This window comes from Streptomyces uncialis (assembly GCF_001905345.1).
GTDB lineage: Bacteria > Actinomycetota > Actinomycetes > Streptomycetales > Streptomycetaceae > Streptomyces > Streptomyces uncialis.
The window spans coordinates 607296-631518 of the sequence record NZ_LFBV01000010.1; the positions used below are offsets into that span (position 1 = coordinate 607296).

General features: G+C 72.5%; 22 protein-coding genes and 3 pseudogenes. 8 read left to right on the plus strand and 17 right to left on the minus strand.

The annotated features are described in order from the left end of the window. Positions 1-52: 52 nt before the first annotated feature. Complete coding sequence (locus tag AB852_RS32790) at positions 53-1534, minus strand: alpha/beta hydrolase (RefSeq protein ID WP_073793815.1); 1482 nt, start codon at positions 1532-1534, stop codon at positions 53-55. A 262-nt stretch (positions 1535-1796) separates the two neighbouring features. Then, positions 1797-2264: a MarR family winged helix-turn-helix transcriptional regulator gene (locus tag AB852_RS32795; RefSeq protein WP_073793816.1), complete on the minus strand. Its 468-nt coding sequence runs from the start codon at positions 2262-2264 to the stop codon at positions 1797-1799. Positions 2265-2382: 118 nt separating this feature from the next. On the opposite strand from AB852_RS32795, the gene AB852_RS32800 reads away from it, so the two are divergent. Then, complete coding sequence (locus tag AB852_RS32800) at positions 2383-2769, plus strand: HGxxPAAW family protein (protein ID WP_073793817.1); 387 nt, start codon at positions 2383-2385, stop codon at positions 2767-2769. A gap of 87 nt (positions 2770-2856) precedes the next feature. On the opposite strand, the gene AB852_RS41535 is transcribed toward AB852_RS32800, so the two are convergent. The 8 genes and pseudogenes from AB852_RS41535 to AB852_RS32840 all read right to left on the minus strand — a co-directional run bounded on the left by AB852_RS41535 (position 2857) and on the right by AB852_RS32840 (position 7111). Continuing rightward, entirely contained in the window at positions 2857-3348 is a 492-nt protein-coding gene (locus AB852_RS41535) for a hypothetical protein (RefSeq protein WP_342748514.1), read from the minus strand. Then, complete coding sequence (locus AB852_RS32810; RefSeq protein ID WP_073793818.1) at positions 3341-3904, minus strand: RNA polymerase sigma factor; 564 nt, start codon at positions 3902-3904, stop codon at positions 3341-3343. The genes AB852_RS41535 and AB852_RS32810 overlap by 8 nt, the downstream gene beginning before the upstream one ends. Positions 3905-4336: 432 nt before the next feature. Further along, positions 4337-5204 (minus strand): annotated as a pseudogene (locus tag AB852_RS32815) (GNAT family N-acetyltransferase). 105 nt (positions 5205-5309) lie between these two features. Continuing rightward, the gene (locus tag AB852_RS32820; RefSeq protein WP_073793819.1) at positions 5310-5570 is read right to left on the minus strand and encodes a hypothetical protein; all 261 of its coding nucleotides are present in this window, start codon (positions 5568-5570) and stop codon (positions 5310-5312) included. Positions 5571-5730: 160 nt separating this feature from the next. After that, positions 5731-5928: pseudogene (locus AB852_RS41140) on the minus strand (DUF397 domain-containing protein); the annotation flags it as partial. Between the two features lie 74 nt (positions 5929-6002). Then, complete coding sequence (locus tag AB852_RS32830; RefSeq protein WP_073793820.1) at positions 6003-6218, minus strand: DUF397 domain-containing protein; 216 nt, start codon at positions 6216-6218, stop codon at positions 6003-6005. A 72-nt stretch (positions 6219-6290) separates the two neighbouring features. Beyond that, on the minus strand, positions 6291-6503 hold the full coding sequence (locus AB852_RS32835) for a DUF397 domain-containing protein (RefSeq protein WP_073793821.1): 213 nt from the start codon (positions 6501-6503) through the stop codon (positions 6291-6293). After that, a complete protein-coding gene (locus AB852_RS32840; protein WP_245877002.1) occupies positions 6500-7111 on the minus strand; it encodes a helix-turn-helix domain-containing protein in 612 nt (203 codons plus the stop codon). Before AB852_RS32840 ends, AB852_RS32835 begins: the two co-directional genes overlap by 4 nt. A gap of 440 nt (positions 7112-7551) precedes the next feature. Between AB852_RS32840 and AB852_RS39375 the strand changes: the two genes are divergently transcribed. Beyond that, a complete protein-coding gene (locus AB852_RS39375) occupies positions 7552-7881 on the plus strand; it encodes a hypothetical protein (RefSeq protein WP_143201317.1) in 330 nt (109 codons plus the stop codon). 75 nt (positions 7882-7956) lie between these two features. Here the strand turns inward: AB852_RS39375 and AB852_RS32850 are convergent, their stop codons facing one another. Both AB852_RS32850 and AB852_RS32855 read right to left on the minus strand, forming a co-directional pair. Next, a complete protein-coding gene (locus tag AB852_RS32850) occupies positions 7957-8160 on the minus strand; it encodes a DUF397 domain-containing protein (protein WP_245877003.1) in 204 nt (67 codons plus the stop codon). Positions 8161-8398: 238 nt separating this feature from the next. Beyond that, on the minus strand, positions 8399-9778 hold the full coding sequence (locus tag AB852_RS32855) for an aspartate aminotransferase family protein (protein WP_073793825.1): 1380 nt from the start codon (positions 9776-9778) through the stop codon (positions 8399-8401). Between the two features lie 171 nt (positions 9779-9949). Here AB852_RS32855 and AB852_RS32860 point away from each other — a divergent pair, with 171 nt between their 5' ends. Then, on the plus strand, positions 9950-10699 hold the full coding sequence (locus AB852_RS32860) for an SDR family oxidoreductase (protein WP_073793826.1): 750 nt from the start codon (positions 9950-9952) through the stop codon (positions 10697-10699). A gap of 48 nt (positions 10700-10747) precedes the next feature. Here the strand turns inward: AB852_RS32860 and AB852_RS41145 are convergent. The 4 genes and pseudogenes from AB852_RS41145 to AB852_RS32875 all read right to left on the minus strand — a co-directional run. Then, a pseudogene (locus AB852_RS41145) lies at positions 10748-11254 on the minus strand (DUF6309 family protein); the annotation flags it as partial. A gap of 84 nt (positions 11255-11338) precedes the next feature. Continuing rightward, positions 11339-12169: a phytanoyl-CoA dioxygenase family protein gene (locus tag AB852_RS32865; RefSeq protein WP_073793827.1), complete on the minus strand. Its 831-nt coding sequence runs from the start codon at positions 12167-12169 to the stop codon at positions 11339-11341. A 407-nt stretch (positions 12170-12576) separates the two neighbouring features. After that, entirely contained in the window at positions 12577-13158 is a 582-nt protein-coding gene (locus AB852_RS32870; protein WP_073793828.1) for a histidine phosphatase family protein, read from the minus strand. A gap of 276 nt (positions 13159-13434) precedes the next feature. Beyond that, positions 13435-14031: an SACE_7040 family transcriptional regulator gene (locus AB852_RS32875; RefSeq protein WP_073793829.1), complete on the minus strand. Its 597-nt coding sequence runs from the start codon at positions 14029-14031 to the stop codon at positions 13435-13437. A 117-nt stretch (positions 14032-14148) separates the two neighbouring features. Here AB852_RS32875 and AB852_RS32880 point away from each other — a divergent pair, with 117 nt between their 5' ends. The 5 genes from AB852_RS32880 to AB852_RS32900 all read left to right on the plus strand — a co-directional run bounded on the left by AB852_RS32880 (position 14149) and on the right by AB852_RS32900 (position 22344). After that, positions 14149-15771 carry a carboxyl transferase domain-containing protein gene (locus AB852_RS32880; protein ID WP_073793830.1) on the plus strand — a complete coding sequence of 541 codons (1623 nt, stop codon included), beginning with the start codon at positions 14149-14151 and terminating at the stop codon, positions 15769-15771. 121 nt (positions 15772-15892) lie between these two features. Next, positions 15893-17932: an acetyl/propionyl/methylcrotonyl-CoA carboxylase subunit alpha gene (locus AB852_RS32885; RefSeq protein WP_073794384.1), complete on the plus strand. Its 2040-nt coding sequence runs from the start codon at positions 15893-15895 to the stop codon at positions 17930-17932. Further along, positions 17929-18915: a hydroxymethylglutaryl-CoA lyase gene (locus tag AB852_RS32890; protein WP_178391173.1), complete on the plus strand. Its 987-nt coding sequence runs from the start codon at positions 17929-17931 to the stop codon at positions 18913-18915. The genes AB852_RS32885 and AB852_RS32890 overlap by 4 nt, the downstream gene beginning before the upstream one ends. Next, positions 18912-20078, plus strand: a complete 1167-nt coding sequence (locus AB852_RS32895; protein WP_073793831.1) for an acyl-CoA dehydrogenase family protein — start codon at positions 18912-18914, stop codon at positions 20076-20078. The genes AB852_RS32890 and AB852_RS32895 overlap by 4 nt, the downstream gene beginning before the upstream one ends. An 874-nt stretch (positions 20079-20952) precedes the next feature. Beyond that, the gene (locus tag AB852_RS32900) at positions 20953-22344 is read left to right on the plus strand and encodes a pyridoxal phosphate-dependent decarboxylase family protein (protein ID WP_073793832.1); all 1392 of its coding nucleotides are present in this window, start codon (positions 20953-20955) and stop codon (positions 22342-22344) included. A gap of 103 nt (positions 22345-22447) precedes the next feature. On the opposite strand, the gene AB852_RS32905 is transcribed toward AB852_RS32900, so the two are convergent. After that, positions 22448-24061 (minus strand): beta-N-acetylhexosaminidase, encoded by a 1614-nt coding sequence (locus AB852_RS32905; RefSeq protein WP_073793833.1) that lies wholly within the window; start codon positions 24059-24061, stop codon positions 22448-22450. Between the last annotated feature and the right edge of the window lie 162 nt (positions 24062-24223).

A 24223-nucleotide genomic window follows, 5' to 3' on the forward strand; every position in this document is an offset into this window, starting at 1 on the left:
CGGTGACCGGGGTGGCCGCGGCGACGGGGGTCACCCCGGTCACCGGGATGGCCTACGGCACGGCGGGGCAGCGGGTGCCCCGGGGCGGCACCATCAGATCGGTCAGATAGCGGTCCACGGCGTCCCGCATGCACGGGCCACGGGTGACGCTGCCGTGCCCGTGGCCCTCGTAGGTGAGAAGCACACCGCCGCGGCCGAGCTGCCGGGCCACCGAGACCGCCCACGGGTAGCCGGTGGCCGGGTCGTGCCGCGCGTGGGACAGCAGGATCGGCGGAGCGGCGCGTACGTCGAGGCGGCGCTGCGGGTCGGCGGTCGGCGCGCCCAGGCACGCCGCCACCATATGGATCGGCAGCAGATGGGGCAGGTCGGGCGCCGTCCTGTTCATCATGGCGACGAGCGAGGCGTACTCCCGGTGGTCGCGCACGGGCAGGTGCCAGTCCGAGCAGAAGACGGGGGTCGCCGGATGCAGCGACGCCACCGAGGTGGGTGAGGCGGGCAGCGGCTCGCTCGCGTCCATCTTCGCGACCGCCGTGGCCAGGCCCGCGTGGTCGGCCCCGTAGAACTTCCGGAACGCGGTCCTGTTGACCAGGTCCGAGGGCGACACCGGGCTGCCCGGCCTCGCCGGGTCCTCCAGCTCACCGCGCCCGGCCCGGGCCAGCAGGTCCCGCCAGACGGCGCGGACATCGCGGCCGTGCAGCGCGCAGTCCGCGTTGCCGCCGCACCACTTCACGAACTCCCGGAACGAATCCTCCGCCGCGACCGCCTGGGCCCGCAGGAACTCGCGGGCGGTCGGGACGCTGTGGTCCATGACGCTCTCCAGCACCGTCGCGCGCACCCGGCGCGGATAGGTCTCGGCGTACCGCGCCCCGAGCAGCGTGCCGTAGGAGCTGCCGTGGAAGGTCAGTTTCCGCTCACCGAGGGCGGCCCGCAGAGCGTCCAGGTCCCGTACCGTCTGCGCGGTGCCGAGATGCCCGAACACCGGACCGGTACGGGCCCGGCAGTCGGCACGGAGCCGTTCGTTGTACGCCACGGTGGCCTCGAAGTCCGCCTGGCTGGTCAGCTCCGGTGACGGCCGCGCGGCGAGCAGGTCGCCGGAGCAGGTCACCGCACCGCTGGCGCCCACACCGCGCGGGTCGAAGCTGACGATGTCGAACCTGCGCCGGACCTCGGGGCTGAACCGGCCGATACGGCCGGCCACCATCTCCACACCCGAGTCGCCCGGCCCCCCGGGCCCGAACACCATCGAGCCGACGCGTGCGCCGGGGTCGGTGGCCTGGCGGCGGGCCACGGCCAGATCGAGCCGCGGCCCGTCCGGGCGGGCCCAGTCGACCGGCACCGGGAGAGTGGCGCACTCGGCTCCCGGCTTCGCCGGATCGCCGCACGGCGCCCATAGCAGGGCCCCGGCGGCGGGCGGAGACGCGTGGACAGCGGGAACGGCGGCGAGCCCGGCGACGAGGACGATGGCGACTCCCCCGGCCACGGCCGTGCCCCGCGCGGCGATACGCCGCGGTAATGATCTGCCGCTTAACGGCATGGCTGATCCTCCTCCTGAGGAGAGCGGTGGTGTGGTCAGACGTGCGGGCCCGGCCGGGGCGCGTCGTCACGTTAGGCGCGCCGCCGCCCCTGCGGCGCCCGTGTCGGGAGCATCTCCGGGTCCGGTCAGGGACGGCTCAGGGTCTACCCGGGGGCGCGGGGCGGGGACCGAAGAGCGGGGCGCGGGGCGAAGGCGGGTCAGGGGCGGGTCAGGTCGGATCGAGACACGCAGGGGGGTTCTGCCGTGCTCGCGGTCGGCGCGCCTAGCAGGAGTCGTCCAGGTACTCGCGGGCGAGCGTGGACGCGCGGGTGAGCCAGTCGGCCAGTACGGCGATCTCGTCCGGGGTGTAGTCGGCGAACAGCGACGCGAGGCGCGCCTGATAGGGGTCGTAGACCGCCCGCACACGCTCGGCGGCGGCCGGGACGGCCTCGACGCGCACCCGGCGCCGGTCGTCGGGGTCCGGACTCCGGGTCACGAATCCGCCGCGCTCCAGGCGGTTGAGGATGCCGGTCACCGCCCCCGTGGTGACGTTCGCCCGGCCGGCCAGGTCGCCGGCGGTGACCGGGGTGTCCCCCGCCTCCAGGACATACGCGAAGCAGGTCAGGTCCGTGATGCTCAGGCCCAGGTTCCGGGCGAACTCCTGATTGCCCACGATGTTCGTCGCGACGAGGCCGTCCAGCGCGACGAGCACGTCCGAGGCGGAGGCTGCGGGGCGGGGCTTGCCCTCCATTGAACTTTCCTTAGTACGTAAGATAAATTTCTCACTTGCTAAGCCATCATAGATCGGCGCAGGTGGCGTGGCCGCGGCATGCCGTGGGCGCGGTCCGGCGCGCCCGGAAGGCGGACACATGAGCGGACATACCTACGACCATGGCCACACCCTCGCGGGCTGGGTGGGCGTCGCCGTCGCCACGGTCGGAGGCACGGTCACCGGACTGGGCGTCATCTCCTGGCGGCCGGGGATCTGGCTCGGCCTCGCGGTCACGGCGGCGGCCGTCCTGACCACCTGGGCCATGCATCTCACGGGCTGGGGCAAACCCCCCGGCCTGCGGCCCGTCGCGGAGCGGGGTTTACGGGTCCGCGACCGCGCGGCCCGCGCGGGGCACCCGGACTGCCTCGGATGCGCACTGGCCGGACGGCGCGTCACCCCGGTACGCCCCGCGCCCCGGGTCCCCGCAGCGCGTACGGATTCCCCGGCCGACCGTACGGGGTCCCCGGCCGACCTGGCCTCCTGACGGGCCCCGCCCGAGCCGCCCCGCGACCGGGTCCGGGGCGGACACCGAGGGGCTTCCCGGGCGGGGGCGCGGCTCCGTGACGGCAGGTCAGCCGGACTTGACGCCGGCCCCGGGTGCGGCGGGTGCGGCGGGTACGCCGGGTACGTGATGCGCGCTGTGTACGTGATGTGCGCTGCGTACGCCGGGCGCACCGCGTACATCGGGGGGTACGTCGGGTGCAGCGGGTACCTCGTGGGCGCCGCGTACGTCGGACGGCTCCCGGCGGGTGAGCTCGCAGCGGCCGTCCGCGCACGAACGCCGCAGCCTGCCCCTCGACACGGTCTGCACCAGCCCGATCGTCCAGCACATCGGGCACCCCCGCAGCGCGAGCAGTCCCAGCGGGGCCAGCACCAGACTGAACGGTCCCACGGCCGGGATCAGCAGCACGGACCCGGCCAGCGCGCCGAACCCGGCCCCGCCCCGCAGCAGGTGCCGGGGCAACGAGGCACTGGCGAAGTTCCCCGGGGCCGTCGATGCCGTCGTCACGGCCTGCCGGTGTACGTGATCCGCCGTGGACGTGCCGCCCTTCCGGTCAGTCATGGCCGCCTCCCCACGCCGGATCGAGGGGCGAGCGCCGCAACGTCTCGCGGACCGTGGCGCGGGCGCGGTGCAGCCGGGACTTCATCGCGGCGGTGCTGAGGCCGAGGGTGTCGGCGGTCGTCCGCCCGCTGTACCCCTGGATGTCCCGCATGATCATCACCCGCCGCTGGTCGGCGGGCAGCGCGGCGATCGCCTCAGCCACCCGGTCCGCCTCCAGCCGCCGCAGCACGTCGTCCTCGAACGACGGGACGACGGTGTCGGGGAGCGGGCCGTGTCCGCGCAGCAGCGACTTCGAGCGTCGCAGGCACTCGTTGCGGACGATCCGGAACATCCACGAGGCCAGCGCCCCGGTGGCCCGCAGCATCCCGATCTTGCGGTACAGGATGATCAGCGCCTCCTGCGCGGCGTCCTCGGCGTCCTGGGGCGAGGCGCACAGCGAGTACGCGAACCGCTGGACGTGCGGATGCGAGCCCGACACCAGGGCGGCGGTGGCCTCGGCGTCCCCTTCCCGTGCGGCGGCGATCAGCCGCTCCCCGGGCCACTGGACGTCAGCCACGCGAACGCCCCCGCCGGCGCAGCACGTAGACCACACACGCGCAGACGGCCACTGCCGCCACGACCCCACCGATGACCATGTCCATGGTTTCCTCCGTTCCCGTGCCGACGCCGTTCGCCCGCACAGGTATGAGAGGCACCCCGGCCGCCAAAGGATTCACGTCCCGGGGATTCTTCCCCGGACGGGGTCCGATGCGAGGCGCGGGGAGCGCGGGATCGGACGCGCGGGGGCCAGCGCGCCACCGTGCGATCTGGCGCCCTCATCCGTGACGGAGGTCGTCCACCTAGCCTGGACGGTGGGACCAAGGCGACGAGGACGAGAACCGGGGCGCGCCATAGTCCGGCGGCGGAGGAGGAAGGGGGGCCGCCGCAGGCGTTCGGCCCCGGCCAGGGGCAGCGGCGCGGGCTGTCCGGTACCGCCGCCTGATCGTTCTCAGGCGGATCGGCCGACGTCCAGCCGTTCGGGCGACGGCTCGAATCCAGCCGCCCTGTAGGTGGCGACGGCGGCGGCGTTCGAGCTCGGGGCGGCGACGAGTGCGCTTGACGCACCCAGTTCACGCAGCGCCGCCGCGGCGGCGACGCTCATCGCCGTCCCGTAGCCGCGACCGCGATGGTCGGCGTGCACGCCCACCGGCTCCAGCGGGCCGGGCTTGCCGTGCCCGGCCGACCAGACCGTCGCCGCGGCCACCGCGTTGTCCTGGTCGTCGTAGCCGATCAGGCAGCGCGCGTCGGCGTAGACCGGCCCGGCCGCGAGGACGTGCCAGACCTCCTCGGTGAACGCCGGGCTGCCGAACGCAGAGCGGTGCACCGCGGTCCGCACCCCTGCCGTGTCCGGACCGGCCACCTCGATCCGCAGGCCGGAGTCCTTCACCGGCCCGGTGAGGTCGTGACGCAGCGGCGTCCACGGCTCGTCCGGATGCCAGCCCGCCTCCAGGAGGACCTCGCGGAGCAGGGCGCCGTCGGGGATTTCGAGTGCGGCCTTCCCGGGCGGCAGGACCCCGCGCTCCGGATCACCGAGGTCCGCCAGCAGTCGGCGCGCCAGATCACCGTCCTGTCGCAGGTCCGGCGCGGTCGTCAGGCGCAGCAGATCAGGGGCGTCCAGGTATCCGACGGCGATGATCCGTCCGCCCACGCTCCAGGTGCGGACGGCCGCGGCCAGCCTCTCCGCACCCAGCGCCCAGCGCCCAGCCGAGGTCTCCCGGATGGAGTTGCAGCGGCGTGCGGTCGTCCTGCCATGCGCGGAGGGCGTCCACGGCCCCGGTCAGCCCGTCGACGCCGGGCTCGTTTAGAACGATCGTCATGTCCCGGATCTCACACCAGCCCGGCGCCCGGCCGCACCTGGTTTTCCTCAGCCGACCGGACCGCCAGGACACGCCCTGGGCCCGGGTCTCGGCCACGGCGTCCGCTCACGAATCCAGGTCCTCGGCCACCGTGAACCCCGAGGAGTCGCCCTGCTCAAGCCGCTCGAACGTCGCCCGGTCCGCGTCCCGGATATCAGGACGGCACTCCAGCGCCCAGTGCCCGATGAAGCGGGCCAGCTCGCCCTCGAACTCCTCCCGCCTTCCGGCGGGGAGCGCCGCACGGATGTCGTCCACGGTGCTGGGCAACTCCACCTGATTCCCCCGGAAGAACGTCGCCAAGGGCCTGAGCCCGGCAGACTCATGCATGGAAAGCCTCCACATGCGGATCTCGAACGGGCTGTGATGTCAGGGACGGACAGCGGCCCATTCGTGGTCGAGGATCGAGTGGACGACGGAGTCCCGCCACCGGCCGTCCTTGTGGATGTGTTCGCGGATGACGCCCTCCTCCACCATGCCTGCCCTGGCCCTTGGCGAGCCCGACCAACGCCGTCCACCCCTCCGGCGACACCATCAGCACCGGCCCTCCGGCGACCTTGCTGTCACGAACAGGCACCATGCCGTGCGCGGACGCGTAGGACGGCGACCACTCGACACACTCACCGCCGTTGTTCTGGCTGTATGTGGATGACTGCCAAGCGTCCAGGGGTACATGCGGGTTAGACATGAGTACCAGCCCTTCACAGAGGAATCTGTCGACCCTTGCGGACTCGCCGCATATGAATGTGCAGGACGATGGGCCTATTCGGCCTCGCGACGTGCGACCGAATTCACCAGCGCCGTCCACTGCTCGGGCGCCAGCATCAGCACCGCTCCGTCAGCGACCTTGCTGTCACGAACAGGCACGACGCCATGAACGGCCGCATGAGCAGGCGCCCATTCCACACACTCGCCACCGTTCGCACCGCTGTGCGAGGAAGCCTGCCAGGCGTGCTCGGGTATGCGTGTGCAGGTCATGGATAGCAGCCCTTCGCTGAGGAGAGCGGTCGGCGGACCCGTCCTTAGGCGCGGTGTGCGGATACGGGCAGGTCAAAGACCTCGGCCGACTGCGAGACCGACCAATCCGGCCCATCCCTCCGGCGATACCATCAGCACCGGCCCACCGGCGACCTTGCTGTCACGAACAGGCACCATGCCGTGCGCGACGGCATGGGCGGGGGCCCATTCCACGCACTCGCCACCGTTGTTACCGCTGTACGTGGACTTTTCCCAGAGGTGCTCAGGTATGCAGGCGTGACTCATGAGTAGTGGTCCTTCGCAATGGAATCGATCAGGTCTGCCGACTCATCAGGTGAGCAAGCCATGGCCGTCAGAAGATCATAGGCTTCCGACGCCTTGGCCACATCGTCCGGTTCGGCCAGAAGGAAGCCCCTCGGAAAGCCGTCCACATGCACCACATCGGCGCCCTCGAGGATCGCGCGTGCGTAGTCCGGGGTCTGCACCAGTCCGGGGAGCAGCTGCGGGTGGAACATCCGGACGACCGTCGCCTTCCATTCGAGTTCGGCGTACCGGCGGAACCACGGCGGGAACGCCAAGCGCAGCGCAAGCGGCCAGAGCCGCTCGAAACGGCCGTTGGCGTGCGGGAACACCCGGTCGCACGTCCTCGCGAAGTCCAGCCCCGGCACCCGTTCGCCCGACTCGATCTTGGCGACGAGGGAGTACCCGCAATGGGCCTCCTTGCCGAGTTCCTTCCGCGTCCAGCCCAGCCGCTCCCGCTCCAGCCTGACCTCGCTGCCGAAGTACTTGAGCGGTGACGCAGCCGGTCGCCGTCTCGGTCGCCGCACTGAGTTTCGACACTCATACAAACTCCCGGAATTTGCTGGACAGTTGAGGATGTCCAGCGTCCGCACCTGTTCAGCGTGCGCGCGGAGCGCAACGCTTTCGACACAGGGAGTACACGACCCGAGAGCACTCGCGCAAGAAGGACGTCCGACAGCGATGACCGACAACAGTCCCCCGGCACCCACTCGTCACCAAGTCGCACCGGGTGTCCACGTCCTGCGGCCGACCGGACACCCGCATCAGGCAGCCGGTCCGGTGTGGCACAGCAAGTGGGCCGCCTACCCACCCGGATCGCACCGGGGGCCCTTTCACCGGCCGACCACGGAACTTCTCCGGCGGGTGGACGCGGGCCTCCGGCGGGAGCTGGACCGGTGACGGGCGGGCGGGCGCCGGGCCGTGAGCCGACAGCGGCGCCCAGATGCCGGGGCTGCGGAGCGGACCCGCGTGGCGAGGGAGGACGCGCGGTGAACGACGGCCCGCTCCTCGACAATCCCCTCGACTTCGGCCCGTGCCGGTGCCCCGACCCGGGCTGCGTCCTGAAGAAGAACGCGTCAGGCGGCCCCGTGACCGTCACACCCTGCGCACCCTTCCCGCCCCTGGACCGGGCGACCCCCACCGACGGCACACCGAGGACAAGGCCCCCGCGATGCTCTCGTACCAGGAGCTGATCGTCCCCCGGGACGGTCCGGTGAACCCGGACACCTGCCCGCAGTGCGCGTCGCTCCGCAACGCCATGCGGTCCACGCTCGACCGGAGCGACACGGGCGCCCTCATGGTCGTCGTGGAGATGATGGACCTGCACAGGAAGCGGGGCCATCCGCGGGGCACGGTCCACTGATCCCCGCGGATATGTCCCGCTGGGCGCCCCGCCGCTCCGAAGGAAGAGGATCGGCGGGGCCCGGGATGCGCGGTTCTACTTGACGGACCGGGCGAGAGCGATCAGCCCGGCGAACGCGTCGGCGGAGACCATCAGGACCGGGCCAGTCGGCCGCTTGCTGTCCCGGACCGGGACGATGCCGGTCGTGGTGGCGTTCGACGGGGCCCACTCGATGCAGTTGCCACCGTTGTCACTGTACGAAGATGCGACCCAATGTTTCGGTTCGATTATGGTCGTCACGGGTGCCCTTCCCTTCCTCATTCACCATGTCGCCGGACGGGGCTATCTCGGGCTCCCGTGGTCGCTGACCAGGACTTACGCTCAGCACGGTCAGTCAAGAGCGTTCGCGTCTGCGGGGGTGTCCCGTACCTGGTGGCGGAGCCCATCACCCAGCGATGGTGGTCCCCGTACAAACGGGCCGGTCCGACCCGGCGAAGCGCCAGGGCCGGGCGCCACGACCCGGGGCCCGGCACCCCCGTCAATCGTCATCCCCCGCCAGCCCCGCGAACGCCACGTCGATCGCCTCGCAGGTGCGGTCCAGCTCGTCGGGGGTGACCGCCGAGGAGACGAACCAGCAGGCCAGGCCGTACGCGTTGGTGTGTACGCCCTGGAGCAGCAGGTGGTGGCGGAACGCGTCGTAGCGGTGGCGGTCGAGGCGGAACGTGTCGCGGTACGCGCGGGTCGGGGTGCCGTCCGGGGTGAAGACCACCTGGAACATCGCGCCGACGCCCTGGACCGCGCACGGCACCCCGTGGTCCTTCGCGGCCCGGCGGATCGCCTCCATGATCCGCTGCCCGGTCGCTTCGATACGTCCCGTGACCGCCGGGTCCGCGAGCCGGGCCAGGGTGAGGGACGCGGCGGTGGCGCACAGGGGTGAGGAGTTGTACGTACCGCCGTGCTTGACGTACCCGGTCGCCAGCGGTTCCATCAGCTCCCGTACGCCCGCGAACGCCGCGATCGGCAGGCCGCCGCCCAGCGCCTTGGAGAAGACGGCGAGATCCGGCCGCACCCCGAACAGCGTCTGCGCCCCGCCGGGCCCCGTACGGAAGCCGGTGCAGACCTCGTCGAAGACCAGCGCGGTCCCGTGGGCCGTGCACAGGTCGCGCAGCAGGTCCAGGAAGCCGGGATCGGGCATCGTACAGGCGTTGTTGGCGACGATCGGTTCGCAGATCGCGGCGGCGAACTCGGCGGGGTGGGCGGCGAAGACCGCGCGCAGGGACTCGGGGTCGTTCCACGGGCAGACCACCACATCGGCCACCACCCCGGTCGGGATACCGGGCGAGTGCGGCACGGAGTGCGGCGCGTCGTGCGGTCCGGTCTCCTCCGGCGCGGGGCGGTTGGAGATCGCGAGGGTGTCGGTCCAGCCGTGGTAGTGCCCCTCGAACTTCAGGACACGGGACCGGCCGGTGACGCCCCGGGCCGTCCGGATCGCGCCCTGGACGGCCTCGGAGCCGGAGTTCGCGAACCGGACCAGCTCCGCGCACGGCACCATCTCCTGTATCCGCTCGGCCAGTTCGACCTCGGGGACGTTGCACGTACCGAACATGGTCCCGGTGGCCAGTACCTTCGTGAGCTCCCCGGTCAGTTCAGGGGGCGCGTGGCCGAGCACGGCGCTGCCGTACGACAGCAGATAGTCCAGGTACTCGTTGCCGTCGACATCCCGGATACGCGCGCCCGAACCGCTCCGCATGTACAGCGGATAGGGGTCGGGCCCGGTCGAGGTGAGCCGGGAGGAGGAGCTGATCCCGCCCGCGAGGGACCTCTTGGCCCGTTCGAACCAGGAAGCGCTGAGTTCCGTCGATCCGAGGGAAGAAGCCGCTGCCCCGGCGGTGTGGTCCGCGGAGTTTCCGATGCCCATCTGTCTCTCCTGTCGCTTACCGCTGTCCTGGTGGCCGGAATGCGCGGCCTTGACGGGTCCGGAGGTATTGCCGAAAACTCGGTGCGGCTCCGCCGGGGGGGATCACCGGAGCTGATTTCCGGAGAATTCAGGCCGGGCGGGCCGATGGCATATGACGAAGGGAATTCCTGTATGGCAGCCGGGAGAATTTCTGTGGTCACGGGTGCGGGCAGCGGCATCGGGCGGGCCTGCGCGCTCGGTCTGCTGGCCGCCGGCTGGACGGTGGTGCTGACCGGCCGCCGCGAGGCGCCGCTGAAGGAGACCGCACGGCTGGCCGGGGCGGCCGGGGACCGGGCCGTGCCGGTGACCTCGGACGTGACCGACCCGGACGCGGTCGACGACCTGTTCGCCGAGATCGACGCCCGGTTCGGGCGGCTCGACCTCCTGTTCAACAACGCGGCCGACGTCATGCCGTACACCCCGACGGAGGAGGTGTCCGCCGCCGACTGGCACCGGGTCATGGACTCCGTCGCCACCGGTACGTTCCTCTGTTCGCGTGCCGCGTTCCGGCTGATGAAACGGCAGTCGCCACGCGGCGGACGGATCATCAACAACGGGGCTCCCTCCGCCCAGGTGCCCCGGCCGGACTCGATCGCGTTCACCGCGGCGAAGCACGCGGTCGCCGGGCTGACGCGCTCGCTGTCGCTGGACGGCCGCCGCCACGACATCTCCGCCGGCCAGATCGACATCGGCAATGTGACGCCCGAGGACCGCGGGCAGCCCGCCGTGCGCCAGGCCGACGGTTCACTGCGCGTGGAGCCCACCATGGACATCCGGCATGTCGTCGACATGGTGTGCGCCATGGCTGATCTTCCGGTCGGGGTCAACATCCAGTCCGTGACGGTGATGCCCAGCTCCATGCCGTACGTCGGGCGCGGCTGAGGGCGGCCGGGCACCGGCGTCCAGGGCCGGCGCCCAGGCGGCGTCGGCCGCGACGAACGCCTCGATCAGCGGGACCTCGGGGAGGCGGCCCGCCCGCTCCCAGGACAGGACGCGGTGCAGCCCGTCCAGATGTATCAGCCCCTCCCCCGCCGTCATACGTTCGTAGTCGGCGCCGGGGACCGGGCGGGAGCTGAGGTAGAGCGGGCGCGGCGGCGCGGCGCTCTGCCGGTCGAGCTTGTGCGCGCACAGCGGATTGCCCGAGGCGTACTCCGCGCCCAGGGCGCGCAGCCGGACGGCCGCCGCGGCGACCGTCATACCGGTGGGCGGGACGAGTTCGACCGCGCCGCCCTCGCCGAGATGCCAGGGCAGCACGATGCCGAGGACGTCGCGGCGGTCGAGCAGGACACGGTGCCAATGGCCCAGCGCGGCGTCGGCGCTGTGCAGATGCTCCTCCGCCTCGTCGTTCGAGTTGGCCTCGTCACCGGGCGCGTAGGGGTGCTCGTCCGCGAGGTCGCGCAGCACACGGCCGAACGGGACGGAGGCGATCACTCTCATACAGGGTGCTGCCTTTCGGGGACGGGCTCGGGACGGGCTCGGGACGGGCGGGAGCGGGAGGTGACGACGCGCGCGCCGGGCGGCTCAGCGCGGCTGTCCCCCGTACCCGGTGGACCCGTACCCGGTGGACCCGTACTCGGTGAAGTGGGCTTCGTTGAACAGCTCCGGCCACTCGCCCCGGTCCAGGCCCAGCCGCCGCGCGGTGGCCAGCACATGCCGCCAGTACGGTTTGACCGGCGGCCACTTCACGCCGGTCCGGCAGTAGGAGCCGTCGATCATGTAGCGGAACCCACCGGCGGGTTCGGGGGCGGCGCGCCGGGCGTGGAAGAGCGCGGAGTGCAGCAGGACGGTCGAACCGGGCGGCAGGTCGTCGATCACCACCTCGCCGGGCAGCTCACCGGTGCCCAGATGCGCGCGGGCGGTCTTGCCGACGACCTCCCGGTGGGAGCCGGGCAGTACGGCGAGGGGGTCCATCGAGGGGTCGAGTCCGCCGATGTAGTGCAGGGCGTGGGCCATGGGCAGGCGCCGGTCCCGCTGCGGATGCTGCTCGTAGTCGTGGTGCCAGGCCTTGCCGGGCGCGGCGGCGCCCCTGCGGTCGCTGTGCAGATGGTGGAAGACGAAGTCCGGGCCGATCAGATGGCACAGGACCCGCAGCAGCGGCGGATGGGCGGCCAGTTCGCCGTGGGCGGGGAGCTCTATCTCCACGAAGGGCGGGAGGCCGCCAGGGACCGGACCGGGGTACCGGCAGGCGTCGATGGAGCGGCGGCGGAGTCCGCTGTCCACCCAGTGGTCGACCTCCGGCCGGAGCCGGGCGAGGAGATCCGGGGGAAGGAAGCCCGGGAGTACGACGTATCCGTCGGTACGGAATTTCTCCAGAAGATCGTTCTCCAGGTCCATGGAAATCTGCGCGCGCATGGAAAATCCCTCCCGCATCCCATTGCCTTTCGGAGAACCGTCATCCGGCACGTCCCCGAACATGACTGACGGCCACGACGGACAGCTGTCGTGGCAATTTCCGTGGAACAGGAGGGAAAGTTATCCGATTGTCTCCCCCGGTATGCGCGGCGGACGGACAATGGCCGGTGTGGACCGGTATGACTCAAACAGGATCGGCCCCCTCGCCACCGGCCACCGTTCCCCCGTTTCCCTGTGGGCACTCCGGCATCGGGCCGTGCGGCAAGCGGGCGCGCCCCGTGCGATGTTCAGCCGTGCCGCGTCGCGTCCAGCAGTGCTTCGGTCATCTCCGCGAGCCGTTCCGCGTCGGCGGGGTCCAGGGTCCTCAGGGTGAGCGGGACGGGCTTGCCGCGGTCGATCGCGGTCCGTCAGCGCGGCGGGCGGGAGGTCCCGCCGGGGTGGCCGTTCCAGCCTGAGGGCAGTGTGTAGGTCCAGCCCGGCTGCCAGGTGAACGGGACTTCGAGCGCGTCCTCGGGCGAAGCCCCGGCGAGCAGACAGTCCAGCGCCCACTGGTTGGCCGTATGGGCGATCAGGAGGACGCGCCGGCCGTCCCAGTCCCGGGCCAGGTCCTGGAGGAGGGAGTCGGTGGCGGCCAGGACCTGGCGGTAGCTCCGGCCCCCGGGGAAGGGGACGTCGAGGTGCCGGGTGCGCCGGGCGGCGACGAGCCGGGACGGGCGGCCGTTGAACTCGCCGTAGTCGCACTCCCGCAGCCGGGCGTCCTCGTGGATCGGGGGCCGGCCGTCGGGGAAGGCGATCCGGGCGGTGTCGACGGAGCGGCGCAGATCGGAGCTGAACACGGCCGCGATGTCCTGACCGCGGCGCCGTTCGCCGAGTTCACGGGCCTCGCGGCGGCCCTGCGCCGAGAGAAGGCCCGGGAGCCCGCCGGTGGAGATACCGGCCTCGTTGTCCGTCGTGGTGGAGTGCGCCTCGTAGATGATCTCCACGGTCATGCCGGGGCTCCGATCCCGGCGCCCGCGAGCGACCGGGTGCCCCTTCCGGCCACCGGTCCGGCCACCAGCGCCTCCTCTCGCCGTGGACACCGTGGTGTCCGGCATCCTGACGCACGAGGGTACGGGGACCGCGGCGGTGGTGACGGTGACTTTGACTTGACGGTCACGGGAGGGGACCGCGCAGCGAGCCCACCGGACGGCCGCGCAGCGGGCCCACCGGACGGCCGCGCAGCGGACGGACCCGCACCCCGGACCACCGCACCGCACCGCGTCCCGTCACCCCGAGGCCGCGGCGAACGCCCCCCGCGCGAGCCGGTGCAGCAGGTCCGCCGTGGCCGCCCGCGAGGGCAACGCCCCGGGCCGGCTCAGCCGCGGGGTGGAGTTGAGCAGCCCGAACACGGCGTGGACGGTGGCCCGTGCCTCCGTCTCGGTCAGCGCCGTGTACTGCGCGCGTACGGCGTCGACCCACAGTTCGACGTACTGCCGCTGGAGCTGGCGTACCAGCTTGCGGTCGCTCTCCCGGAGCCGGTCCAGTTCCCGGTCGTGGAGGGTGATCAGCGGCCGGTCGTCGAGGGCGAAGTCGATATGGCCCTCGATGAGGGAGTCGAGGAGGGCGGCCGGGTCGTCGTCGGCGGCGGACTCCTCGACGCGCCGTCTGCCGCCGGTGAGCAGCTGTCCGCTGATCCCGACGAGCAGCTCGGCCAGCATCGCGTCCTTGCCCGCGAAGTGGCGGTAGAGCCCGGGACCGCTGATGCCGACGGCGGCCCCTATCTCGTCCACCCCCACCCCGTGGAACCCGCGCTCGGCGAAGAGCCGCGCGGCTTCCTTGAGGATCTGCTCGCGGCGGGTCAGGGCATCGGTTCTGGTGACCATGCCGTCGATTCTAGACAGGGGCGTTAGCGGTCGTTAACCTGAAGAGCGGACGTTAACGCTCACTAACAACGCTGGACGGCCGGACAGGGCGCCGTACGGCCGAGGGGGCTCGACACGATGCAAGAGGCACCGGTGCTGGAGAGCGCGGCCGATCCCGCCTCCACCGCGTTCCGGACCAACGAGGCGGCGCACCAGGCCCTCGGCGAGGAGCTGCGTACCCGGCTCGCCCGGGTCCGCCTCGGCGGCGGCGAACGCGCCCGTGCCCGGCACACCGCGCGCGGCAAGCTGCTGCCCCGGGACCGGGTGGACACCCTGCTGGACCCGGGCTCCCCGTTCCTGGAGCTGGCCCCGCTCGCGGCCGAGGGCCTGTACGGCGGGGACGCCCCGGCGGCCGGGGTGATCGCGGGGGTGGGCCGGGTCTCGGGCCGTGAGTGCGTGATCGTCGCCAACGACGCCACGGTCAAGGGCGGCACCTACTACCCGATGACGGTGAAGAAGCACCTCCGGGCCCAGGAGGTGGCCCTGGAGAACCGGCTGCCGTGTCTGTACCTGGTGGACTCGGGCGGCGCGTTCCTGCCGATGCAGGACGAGGTCTTCCCCGACCGGGACCACTTCGGGCGGATCTTCTTCAACCAGGCCCGGATGTCCGGCGCGGGCATCCCGCAGATCGCGGCGGTGCTCGGCTCCTGCACGGCGGGCGGCGCGTACGTCCCGGCGATGAGCGACGAAGCGGTGATCGTCCGCGGTCAGGGCACGATCTTCCTGGGCGGCCCGCCGCTGGTGAAGGCGGCGACGGGCGAGGTCGTCACCGCCGAGGAGCTGGGCGGCGGCGAGGTCCACTCCCGGACCTCGGGCGTCACCGACCATCTCGCGGAGGACGACGCGCACGCCCTGCGGATCGTCCGCACCATCGTCTCGACGCTCCCCGCGCGCGGCGCCCCGCCCTGGACGGTGACCCCGGTCGAGGAGCCGAAGGCCGACCCGTACGGGCTGTACGGCGCGGTCCCGGTCGACTCCCGCACCCCGTACGACGTGCGTGAGGTCATCGCGCGGGTGGTGGACGGCTCCCGGTTCGCGGAGTTCAAGGCGGAGTTCGGGCAGACCCTGGTGACGGGCTTCGCCCGGGTCCACGGCCACCCGGTGGGCATCGTCGCGAACAACGGCATCCTCTTCTCGGAGTCGGCGCAGAAGGGCGCCCACTTCATCGAGCTGTGCGACCAGCGCGGCATCCCGCTGCTGTTCCTCCAGAACATCTCCGGTTTCATGGTCGGCCGCGCGTACGAGGCGGGCGGTATCGCCAAGCACGGCGCGAAGATGGTGACGGCCGTCGCCTGCGCCCGGGTCCCGAAGCTGACCGTCGTGATCGGCGGGTCGTACGGCGCGGGCAACTACTCGATGTGCGGCCGGGCGTACTCGCCGCGCTTCCTGTGGATGTGGCCCGGCGCGAAGATCTCCGTGATGGGCGGCGAGCAGGCCGCGTCCGTGCTCGCCACCGTCAAGCGCGACCAGCTCGCGGCGCGCGGCGAGGAGTGGCCCGCCGGGGACGAGGAGGCGTTCAAGGACCCGATCCGCGCCCAGTACGACACCCAGGGCAGCGCGTACTACGCCACCGCCCGGCTCTGGGACGACGGGGTCATCGACCCGCTGGAGACCCGCCAGGTCCTCGGCCTCGCCCTGACCGCCTGTGCCAACGCCCCGCTGCCGCCCCGGGGCGACGGCTTCGGCGTCTTCCGGATGTGAGGGCCACGCCATGACAGACACCACGACCGACGCCGGCACCAGCACCAGCACCAGCACCAGCACCAGCACCAGCACGATCGGCACCGGCCCGGCCGGGGCCGTCCCGGCCGCCGCCCCCCGGATGTTCGACACCGTCCTCGTCGCCAACCGCGGCGAGATCGCCGTCCGGGTGATCCGTACCCTGCGCGCCCTCGGCGTCCGCTCGGTCGCCGTGTTCAGCGACGCGGACGCCGACGCCCGCCATGTACGGGAGGCGGACACCGCTGTACGTCTCGGCCCGGCGCCGTCCGCCGAGAGCTATCTCGCCGTGGACCGCATCCTGGACGCGGCCCGCCGCTCGGGCGCCCAGGCGGTCCACCCCGGGTACGGCTTCCTCGCGGAGAACGCCGGATTCGCCCGTGCCTGCGCCGACGCCGGACTCGCCTTCATCGGCCCGTCCGCCGAGGCCATCGCCCTCATGGGCGACAAGATCCGCGCCAAGGAGACGGTCCGCGCGGCCGGGGTCCCGGTGGTCCCCGGCTCGTCGGGATCGGCCCTGGACGACTCCGCGCTCACCGCCGCCGCCCACGCGATCGGTATGCCCGTACTGCTGAAGCCCTCGGCGGGCGGCGGCGGCAAGGGCATGCGGCTGGTCCGGGACGCGGACACGCTCGGTGACGAGATCGCCGCCGCCCGGCGCGAGGCCCGCGCCTCCTTCGGTGACGACACCCTTCTGGTGGAGCGCTGGATCGAGCGGCCCCGCCATATCGAGATCCAGGTCCTCGCGGACGCCCATGGCGGGGTCGTCCATCTCGGGGAGCGCGAGTGCTCGCTCCAGCGCCGCCACCAGAAGGTCATCGAGGAGGCGCCGAGCGTCCTGCTGGACCCGGCGACCCGGGCCGCGATGGGCGAGGCGGCCGTGCAGGCGGCCCGCTCCTGCGGCTACCGGGGCGCGGGCACCGTCGAGTTCATCGTCCCCGGCGCGGACCCGTCCCGGTTCTCGTTCATGGAGATGAACACCCGTCTCCAGGTCGAGCACCCCGTCACCGAACTGGCCGTGTCCGTCGCCGGACGTCCCGGGATCGACCTCGTCGAATGGCAGCTGCGGATCGCCGCCGGTGAACCGCTGCCGTTCGGCCAGGACGACATCGCGCTGACCGGGCACGCCGTGGAGGCCCGGATCTGCGCCGAGACCGTCTCCGTCAAGGAGGGCGCCCGGGGCTTTCTGCCCTCCGGCGGCACGGTCCTCCTGCTGCGCGAACCGGACGGTGACGGGGTCCGCACCGACTCGGGGCTCAGCGCCGGGACGGAGGTCGGCAGCCTCTACGACCCGATGCTGTCCAAGGTCATCGCGTACGGGCCCGACCGGCCGACCGCCCTGCGCCAGCTGCGGGCCGCGCTCTCGGACACGGTCACCCTCGGCGTCCCCACCAACGCGGGCTTCCTGCGCCGCCTCCTCGCCCACCCGGCGGTGGTCGCGGGCGAGCTGGACACCGGGCTGGTCGAGCGGGAGGCCGACGGACTGGTCCCCCGCGAGGTGCCGGAGGAGGTGTACGAGGCCGCCGCCGCGGTCCGGCTCGCGGCACTCGCCCCCGCCCCCCGGGCGGACGGCTGGAGCGACCCGTTCGACGCGCCGACCGGCTGGCGCCTGGGCGGGACCCCGGCCCCCGTCGCGTTCCCGCTGCGTGTCCCGGGCCTGGACCCCGTCACCCATGTCCCGCGCGGCACGGCGACGGTCACCGCCGACCGGGTCACCGTCACCCTCGACGGCGTCCGGCACACCTTCGACCGGGCCGCCGACTGGCTCGGCCGGGACGGCGACTCCTGGCAGGTCCGGGACCACGACCCGGTGGCCGCGTCCCTCACCGGCGGCGCGGGCGCGGGCGCCGGGTCCCTCACCGCCCCGATGCCCGGCACGGTCACGGTCGTCAAGGTCGCCGTCGGTGACCAGGTCACCGCCGGGCAGAGCCTGCTGGTGGTCGAGGCGATGAAGATGGAGCACGTGGTGTCCGCCCCGCACGCCGGTACGGTCACCGAGCTGGACGTACGCCCCGGGACCACCGTCGCGATGGACCAGGTCCTCGCGGTCGTCGAACCCGCGACCGCCCCGGACACCGGCGGCGGGAACGGCGGCGACAAGGACGGCAGCGGGGGCGGCACCGGCGCGGAGGGTGTCTCATGACCGCCGCCGGACTGCCGATGCCCGTGCCCGCGCCGGGACTCCCGCCCCGGGTCCGTATCCACGAGGTGGGCGCCCGCGACGGACTCCAGAACGAGAAGACGGTCGTCCCCACCGAGGTGAAGGCCGAGTTCGTCCACCGGCTGGCCGACGCGGGCCTCACCACCGTCGAGGCCACCAGCTTCGTCCACCCCAAGTGGGTGCCGCAGCTCGCCGACGCGGAGCGGCTGTACCCGCTGGTGCGCGAGCTGGGCGAGCGGGGTGTGGCCCTGCCCGTACTGGTGCCCAACGCCCGCGGTCTGGACCGCGCCCTCGCGCTGGGCGCCCGGAGCGTCGCCGTCTTCGCCAGCGCCACGGAGTCGTTCGCCAAGGCCAATCTGAACCGCACGGTCGACGAGTCCCTCGCGATGTTCGAGCCGGTCGTCACCCGCGCCAAGGGCGGTGAGCACGGCGGGGTCCGGGTCCGCGGCTATCTGTCGATGTGCTTCGGCGACCCGTGGGAGGGTCCCGTGCCCCTCGCCCAGGTCGTCCGGGTCGCCCGGGCCCTGCTGGACATGGGCTGCGACGAACTGAGCCTCGGCGACACCATCGGCGTCGCCACCCCCGGCCATGTCCTCGCGCTGCTCACCGCGCTGAACGCGGAGGGTGTCCCCACCGACCGGATCGGGGTGCACTTCCACGACACCTACGGGCAGGCGCTCGCGAACACCCTCGCGGCCCTCCAGCACGGTGTCACCACGGTCGACGCGTCCGCGGGCGGACTGGGCGGCTGCCCGTTCGCGAAGTCCGCCACCGGCAACCTCGCCACCGAGGACCTCGTCTGGATGCTGACCGGTCTCGGTGTCGAGACCGGTGTCGACCTCGGCCGTCTCACCGCCACGAGCGGGTGGATGGCCGGCCGGCTGGGCCGCCCCAGCCCGTCCCGTACCGTCCGCGCCCTGACCGGGGCCACCGCGGACCAGTCCCCCGAGGAGCAGCAGTCATGACGCTCGACCACCGCCTCTCCCCCGAGCACGAAGAACTGCGGCGTACCGTCGAGGCGTTCGCGCACGACGTGGTCGCGCCGAAGATCGGCGAGCTCTACGAGCGTCATGAGTTCCCGTACGAGATCGTCCGGGAGATGGGCCGGATGGGCCTGTTCGGGCTGCCGTTCCCGGAGGAGTACGGCGGGATGGGCGGCGACTACCTCGCGCTCGGGATCGCGCTGGAGGAACTGGCGCGGGTCGACTCGTCGGTGGCGATCACCCTGGAGGCGGGGGTGTCGCTGGGCGCGATGCCGCTGCATCTGTTCGGCACGGAGGAGCAGAAGCGGACGTGGCTGCCCGCGCTGTGCGCGGGCGAGACCCTCGGCGCGTTCGGGCTGACCGAGCCGGACGGCGGTTCCGACGCGGGTGCCACCCGGACGACCGCCCGGCTGGACGAGGCGACCGGCGAGTGGGTCATCAACGGCACGAAGTGCTTCATCACCAACTCCGGTACGGACATCACCGGGCTGGTCACCGTCACCGCGGTCACCGGCCGCAAGCCGGACGGCGGTCCGCTGATCTCCTCGATCATCGTCCCGTCGGGCACGCCCGGGTTCACCGTCGCCGCCCCCTACTCCAAGGTCGGCTGGAACGCCTCCGACACCCGGGAGCTGTCCTTCGTGGACGTACGGGTCCCGGCGGCGAACCTCCTCGGGGAGCTGGGACGCGGGTACGCGCAGTTCCTGCGCATCCTGGACGAGGGCCGGATCGCCATCGCGGCGCTGGCCACGGGGCTCGCGCAGGGGTGTGTCGACGAATCGGTGAAGTACGCGAAGGAACGGCACGCGTTCGGGCGGAACATCGGGTCGTACCAGGCGATCCAGTTCAAGATCGCGGACATGGAGATGAAGGCGTACACCTCGCGGTTGGCGTGGCGGGACGCGGCGAGCCGGCTGGTCGCCGGTGAGCCCTTCAAGAAGGAGGCCGCGCTGGCGAAGCTGTACTCGTCGACGATCGCGGTGGACAACGCGCGGGAGGCCACGCAGGTGCATGGGGGGTACGGGTTCATGAACGAGTACCCCGTGGCGCGGATGTGGCGGGACTCCAAGATCCTGGAGATCGGGGAGGGGACGAGCGAGGTCCAGCGCATGCTGATCGCTCGCGAGCTTGGCCTTACGGGGTAACGGGGTTTCCCCTGCGGGTCGCCTTCGCTTGCGCTTCCCAGGTCTGTCCGGCGGGACGTACTCCGTTCCTGTGCCGTCGCTCGGTGGGTGCGCAGTTCCCCGCGGGTCGCCTTCGCTTGCGCTTCCCAGGTCTGTCCGGCGGGACGTACTCCGTTCCTGTGCCGTCGCTCGGTGGTGTTGCGCAGTTCCCCGCGCCCCTGGATGCTGCCCCCTTGCGGTCGCTCCTCGGGTGCGGGGCGGTTCTCGTCTTTTGCGCAGTTCCCCGCGCCCCTTTGGGGCGCGTCCGGCCGGTTCTTCGGGTCGGTGCCGGTCGGGATTCTCCGTCCTCGATCCGACACGCTCGGTACGACGTCCAGCGGATCTACTGAAGAGCATCGGAGTCTGCGGGCAGAGATTCCCGCCCACCCCCTCCCGCAGCAGCGCGAGTCCGCGAGGAGGGGGGTTCCGCACTCGAAGGACGACCTCAAGGGGCGCCCCCAAAGGGGCGCGGGGAACTGCGCAAAAACGAGGGCGACCCGCACCCGGCGAACGACCGCAAAGGGGCAGCACCCAGGGGCGCGGGGAACTGCGCGAGCAACCAAGAGCCATCCGCACCCGAACGGGAACCGCAGGGGGCGCGACCGAAGGGGCGCGGGGAACTGCGCACCCACGGACGGCCCGCGCAGGGACAAGTACGGCCAGGTGGGGAACCCTGGAGGCGCAAGCGAAGGCGACCCGCGCAGGGACAAGTACGTCCCGCCGGACAGACCTCGGAAGCGCAAGCGAAGGCGACCCGCGGAGGCGGCCCGCCCGGACACCGGCGGAGACATTAGGTTAGGCTTACCTAAATTCAACGCCGGCATCCCCCACGCCACCGCCCCGTCCGGGAGGACCCATGCGTTCGCACCTGCTCCATGACACGACCACGGAGCGGTACCGCCGCTCCGTGACCGAGGGAATCGAGCGGGTGGCGACAAGAGCCGCCACCACCGGACGGCAGTCCCCCGCCCGGACCCCCGAACCCCCCGCCCCGCGCCTCGCCGCGATCGACCTCGACCGCCCTCTGGGCGACACGGGTCTCGCCCTCGACGAGCTGGACGGGATCTACCTGCGCGACACCCTCTCCTTCCGCCGCCCCCGCTACCTCGCGCATCTGCACTGCCCCGTCGTCATCCCCGCGGCCGTCGGCGAAGCCGTGCTCGCCGCCGTCGACTCCCCGCTCGCCACGCGAGATCCGTCGGCCGGCGGCGCCCTGATCGAGCGCCGGCTCATCGACTGGACCGCCGGCCGCCTCGGCCTCGGCCCCGCCGCCGACGGTGTCTTCACCGGCGGCGGCACCCGCTCCACCGTCCAGGCGCTGACGCTCGCGCTGGCCAGGACCGGGGACAGCGACCCGGCGCGGCTGCGCGTCCTCGCCTCGGAAGCCGGTCACTTCGGCGTCCGGACGGCCGCCGGACAGCTCGGCCTCGGACCGGACGCCGTCATCACCGTGCCCGGCGACCCGGACGGGCGGACGCGGGTGCTCGCCCTCGCCCGGGAACTCGCCCGCTGCGAGCGCGCCGGACTGCTCCCCATGGCGGTCGTCGCCACCGCCGGAAGTACCGACTTCGGCTCCATCGACCCGCTGCCGGAGATCGCCGCACTGTGCGCGCGGTACGGCGTGTGGCTGCACGTCGACGCCTCGTACAGCTGCGGACTGCTCGCCTCCCGCCGCAACCGCCACCGCCTCGCGGGCATCGAGCACGCCGACTCCGTCACCGTCGACTACCACAAGTCCTTCTTCCAGCCGGTGGGTTCGAGGGCGGTCCTGGTCCGGGACGGCTCGGTCCTGCGCCCCGCACCACGCGGCGCGGGACGGGAGGCGCGGACGGCCCGCCGTTTCGACGCGCTCACCCTGTGGATGACCCTGCGGGTGATGGGTGCCGACGCGGTCGGGGACCTGTTCGACGAGGTGTGCGACCTGGCCACCGAGGGCTGGCGGCTCCTCGACGCCGACCCCCGCTTCGAGGTCCTGATGGAACCGGCGCTGTCCACCCTGGTGTTCCGCTACCTGCCGCCGGTCGTGACCGGCCCCGCGGACATCGACCGCGCCAACCTCCACGCCAGGAAAGCCCTGTTCGACTCGGGCGACGCCGTGCTCGCGGACACCAAGGTGGGCGCCCGCCGCTACCTCAAGCTGACCCTGCTCGACCCCGCGACGACACCCGCCGACCTCGGTGCCGTACTGGACCTGATCTCCCGGCACGCCGAGCGGTATCTCGCGGAGCGCCTGGGCCCCATCGGCTGACTACCCGTCACGGGAGAGGCGGTCGACCGCCGTCCGGACAGACCCGGGGACGGGCCGGGCCGGGGCCGTCGCCCGCTTCCCCCGGCTCCGGCCCGCCGCCGGGTCAGTCCTTCGGCCAGGGCACCTGCGGGGAGCGGTGGTAGCGGATGCCCAGCGCGTCCCAGCGGGGCGCCTGTGCCACCAGCCGATGCTTGTAGGTGTCCCAGTCATGGGTGGCCCGCGGCGACCAGCCCAGCTCCGCGATCCCGGGCAGCCGGGGGAACGCCATGACGTCCAGTTCCTCCGTCGTCCCGAGCGTCTCCGTCCACAGCGGCGCCTCGACCCCGAGCACCGCGTCCTCGGGCAGCCCCTCCAGATACGCGGCCGGGTCCCAGTCGTAGGAGCGCCGTACCTCCACCAGGCCCGCCCACTTGAGACCCAGCTCGGTCTCCTCGGTGTACTTCATGTCCAGGTACGACCGGTCGGCCGGGGACAGCACCACCTTCGCGCCCGCGCGGGCCGCGTCGGCCACGCCCTCGCGTTCGGCGTCCTTCGTCTTGTCGTACCCCCAGTACTGGATGATCGCGCCGTCCACCGGACGGGCCCCGGCGAGCTGGTGCCAGGCCATGACCCGCTTGCCGTACTTGCCGACGACGGCCTGCGCCCGGTCCATGAAGGCGGCGTACTCGTCGTGCGGCGTCACATGCGCCTCGTCGCCGCCGATGTGGATGACCGGGCCGGGCGTCAGCTCCGCCAGCTCCCGGATCACATCGTCCACGAAGTCGTACGTGACCTCCTTCGGCACGCACAGCGAGGTCAGCCCGACCTCGATGCCGGTGTACGGGTCGAGCGCCTTGCCGTCGCAGTTCAGCTTCGCGTACGCGCTGAGGGCGGCACCGGTGTGGCCCGGCATGTCGATCTCGGGCACCACCTCCAGATGCCGCGAGGCCGCGTACTCCACCAGCTCCCGGTACTGCGCCTTGGTCCAGAAGCCGCCTTCGCCGCCGCCGACCTCGATGGCGCCGCCGACGCCGGTGAGCCTCGGCCAGGAGTCGACGGCGAGCCGCCAGCCCTGGTCGTCGGTGAGATGCAGATGCAGCTTGTTCAGCTTGTACAGGGCCAGCTGGTCGATGTACCGCTTCACCTCCTCGACGGTGAAGAAGTGCCGCGCCACGTCCAGCATCGCGCCCCGGTAGGCGTACCGGGGGGTGTCCTCGACCGTGCCGCCCGGCACCGTCCAGGGCCCGCGCTGCTCGCTGTCGCGCTCGACGGCGGCGGGCAGCAGCTGGCGCAGCGTCTGCACGCCGTGGAAGAGTCCGGCGGCCTTCCGGGCGGTGATCGTCACCGCCCGTTCCGTGCTCTCCAGCCGGTAGCCCTCGGCGCCGAGCTCCCGCTCCCCGTCGCTGAGCAGCAGCCGGATGCCGTCGTCCCCGGCGTCCCCGGTGACGGGCAGCCGGTAGCCGGTCGAGGGCCGCAGCACCCCGGCGAGGTATCCGGCGACGTCCTGCGCCGCGCGGGAGCCGTCGACCCGCAGCGGGGTCGCGGCCGTGAGCCGGAACGCGGACCCGCCGGGCTCGACGGAGGCGGGCGCGGGGATCACCCGGCCGAGCGCGGGCACGGCGGCGGCCGGTGAGCCGCTCTTGCCCCCGTCCTCGGCGGTGCCCGCGCAGGAGATGGCGGTGGTGGCGAGGAGCAGCAGCGAGCCGACCAGCCGGGGCGTTCTGTGACGCGGGTTCACCGGCGTTCCTTCCGGGGTTCGTTGGGGGTCCAGCAGAGGATCCGGCAGGGGGTTCGTCGTGGGCGGCGGACGGGAGCCGGGGACCCCTGGCGCCGGCGGTCCGCGGGCGTGCCTCGTACGCGCCCCCGCGGTCCATGGACCCAGCATCCACCCTGGCCGGGG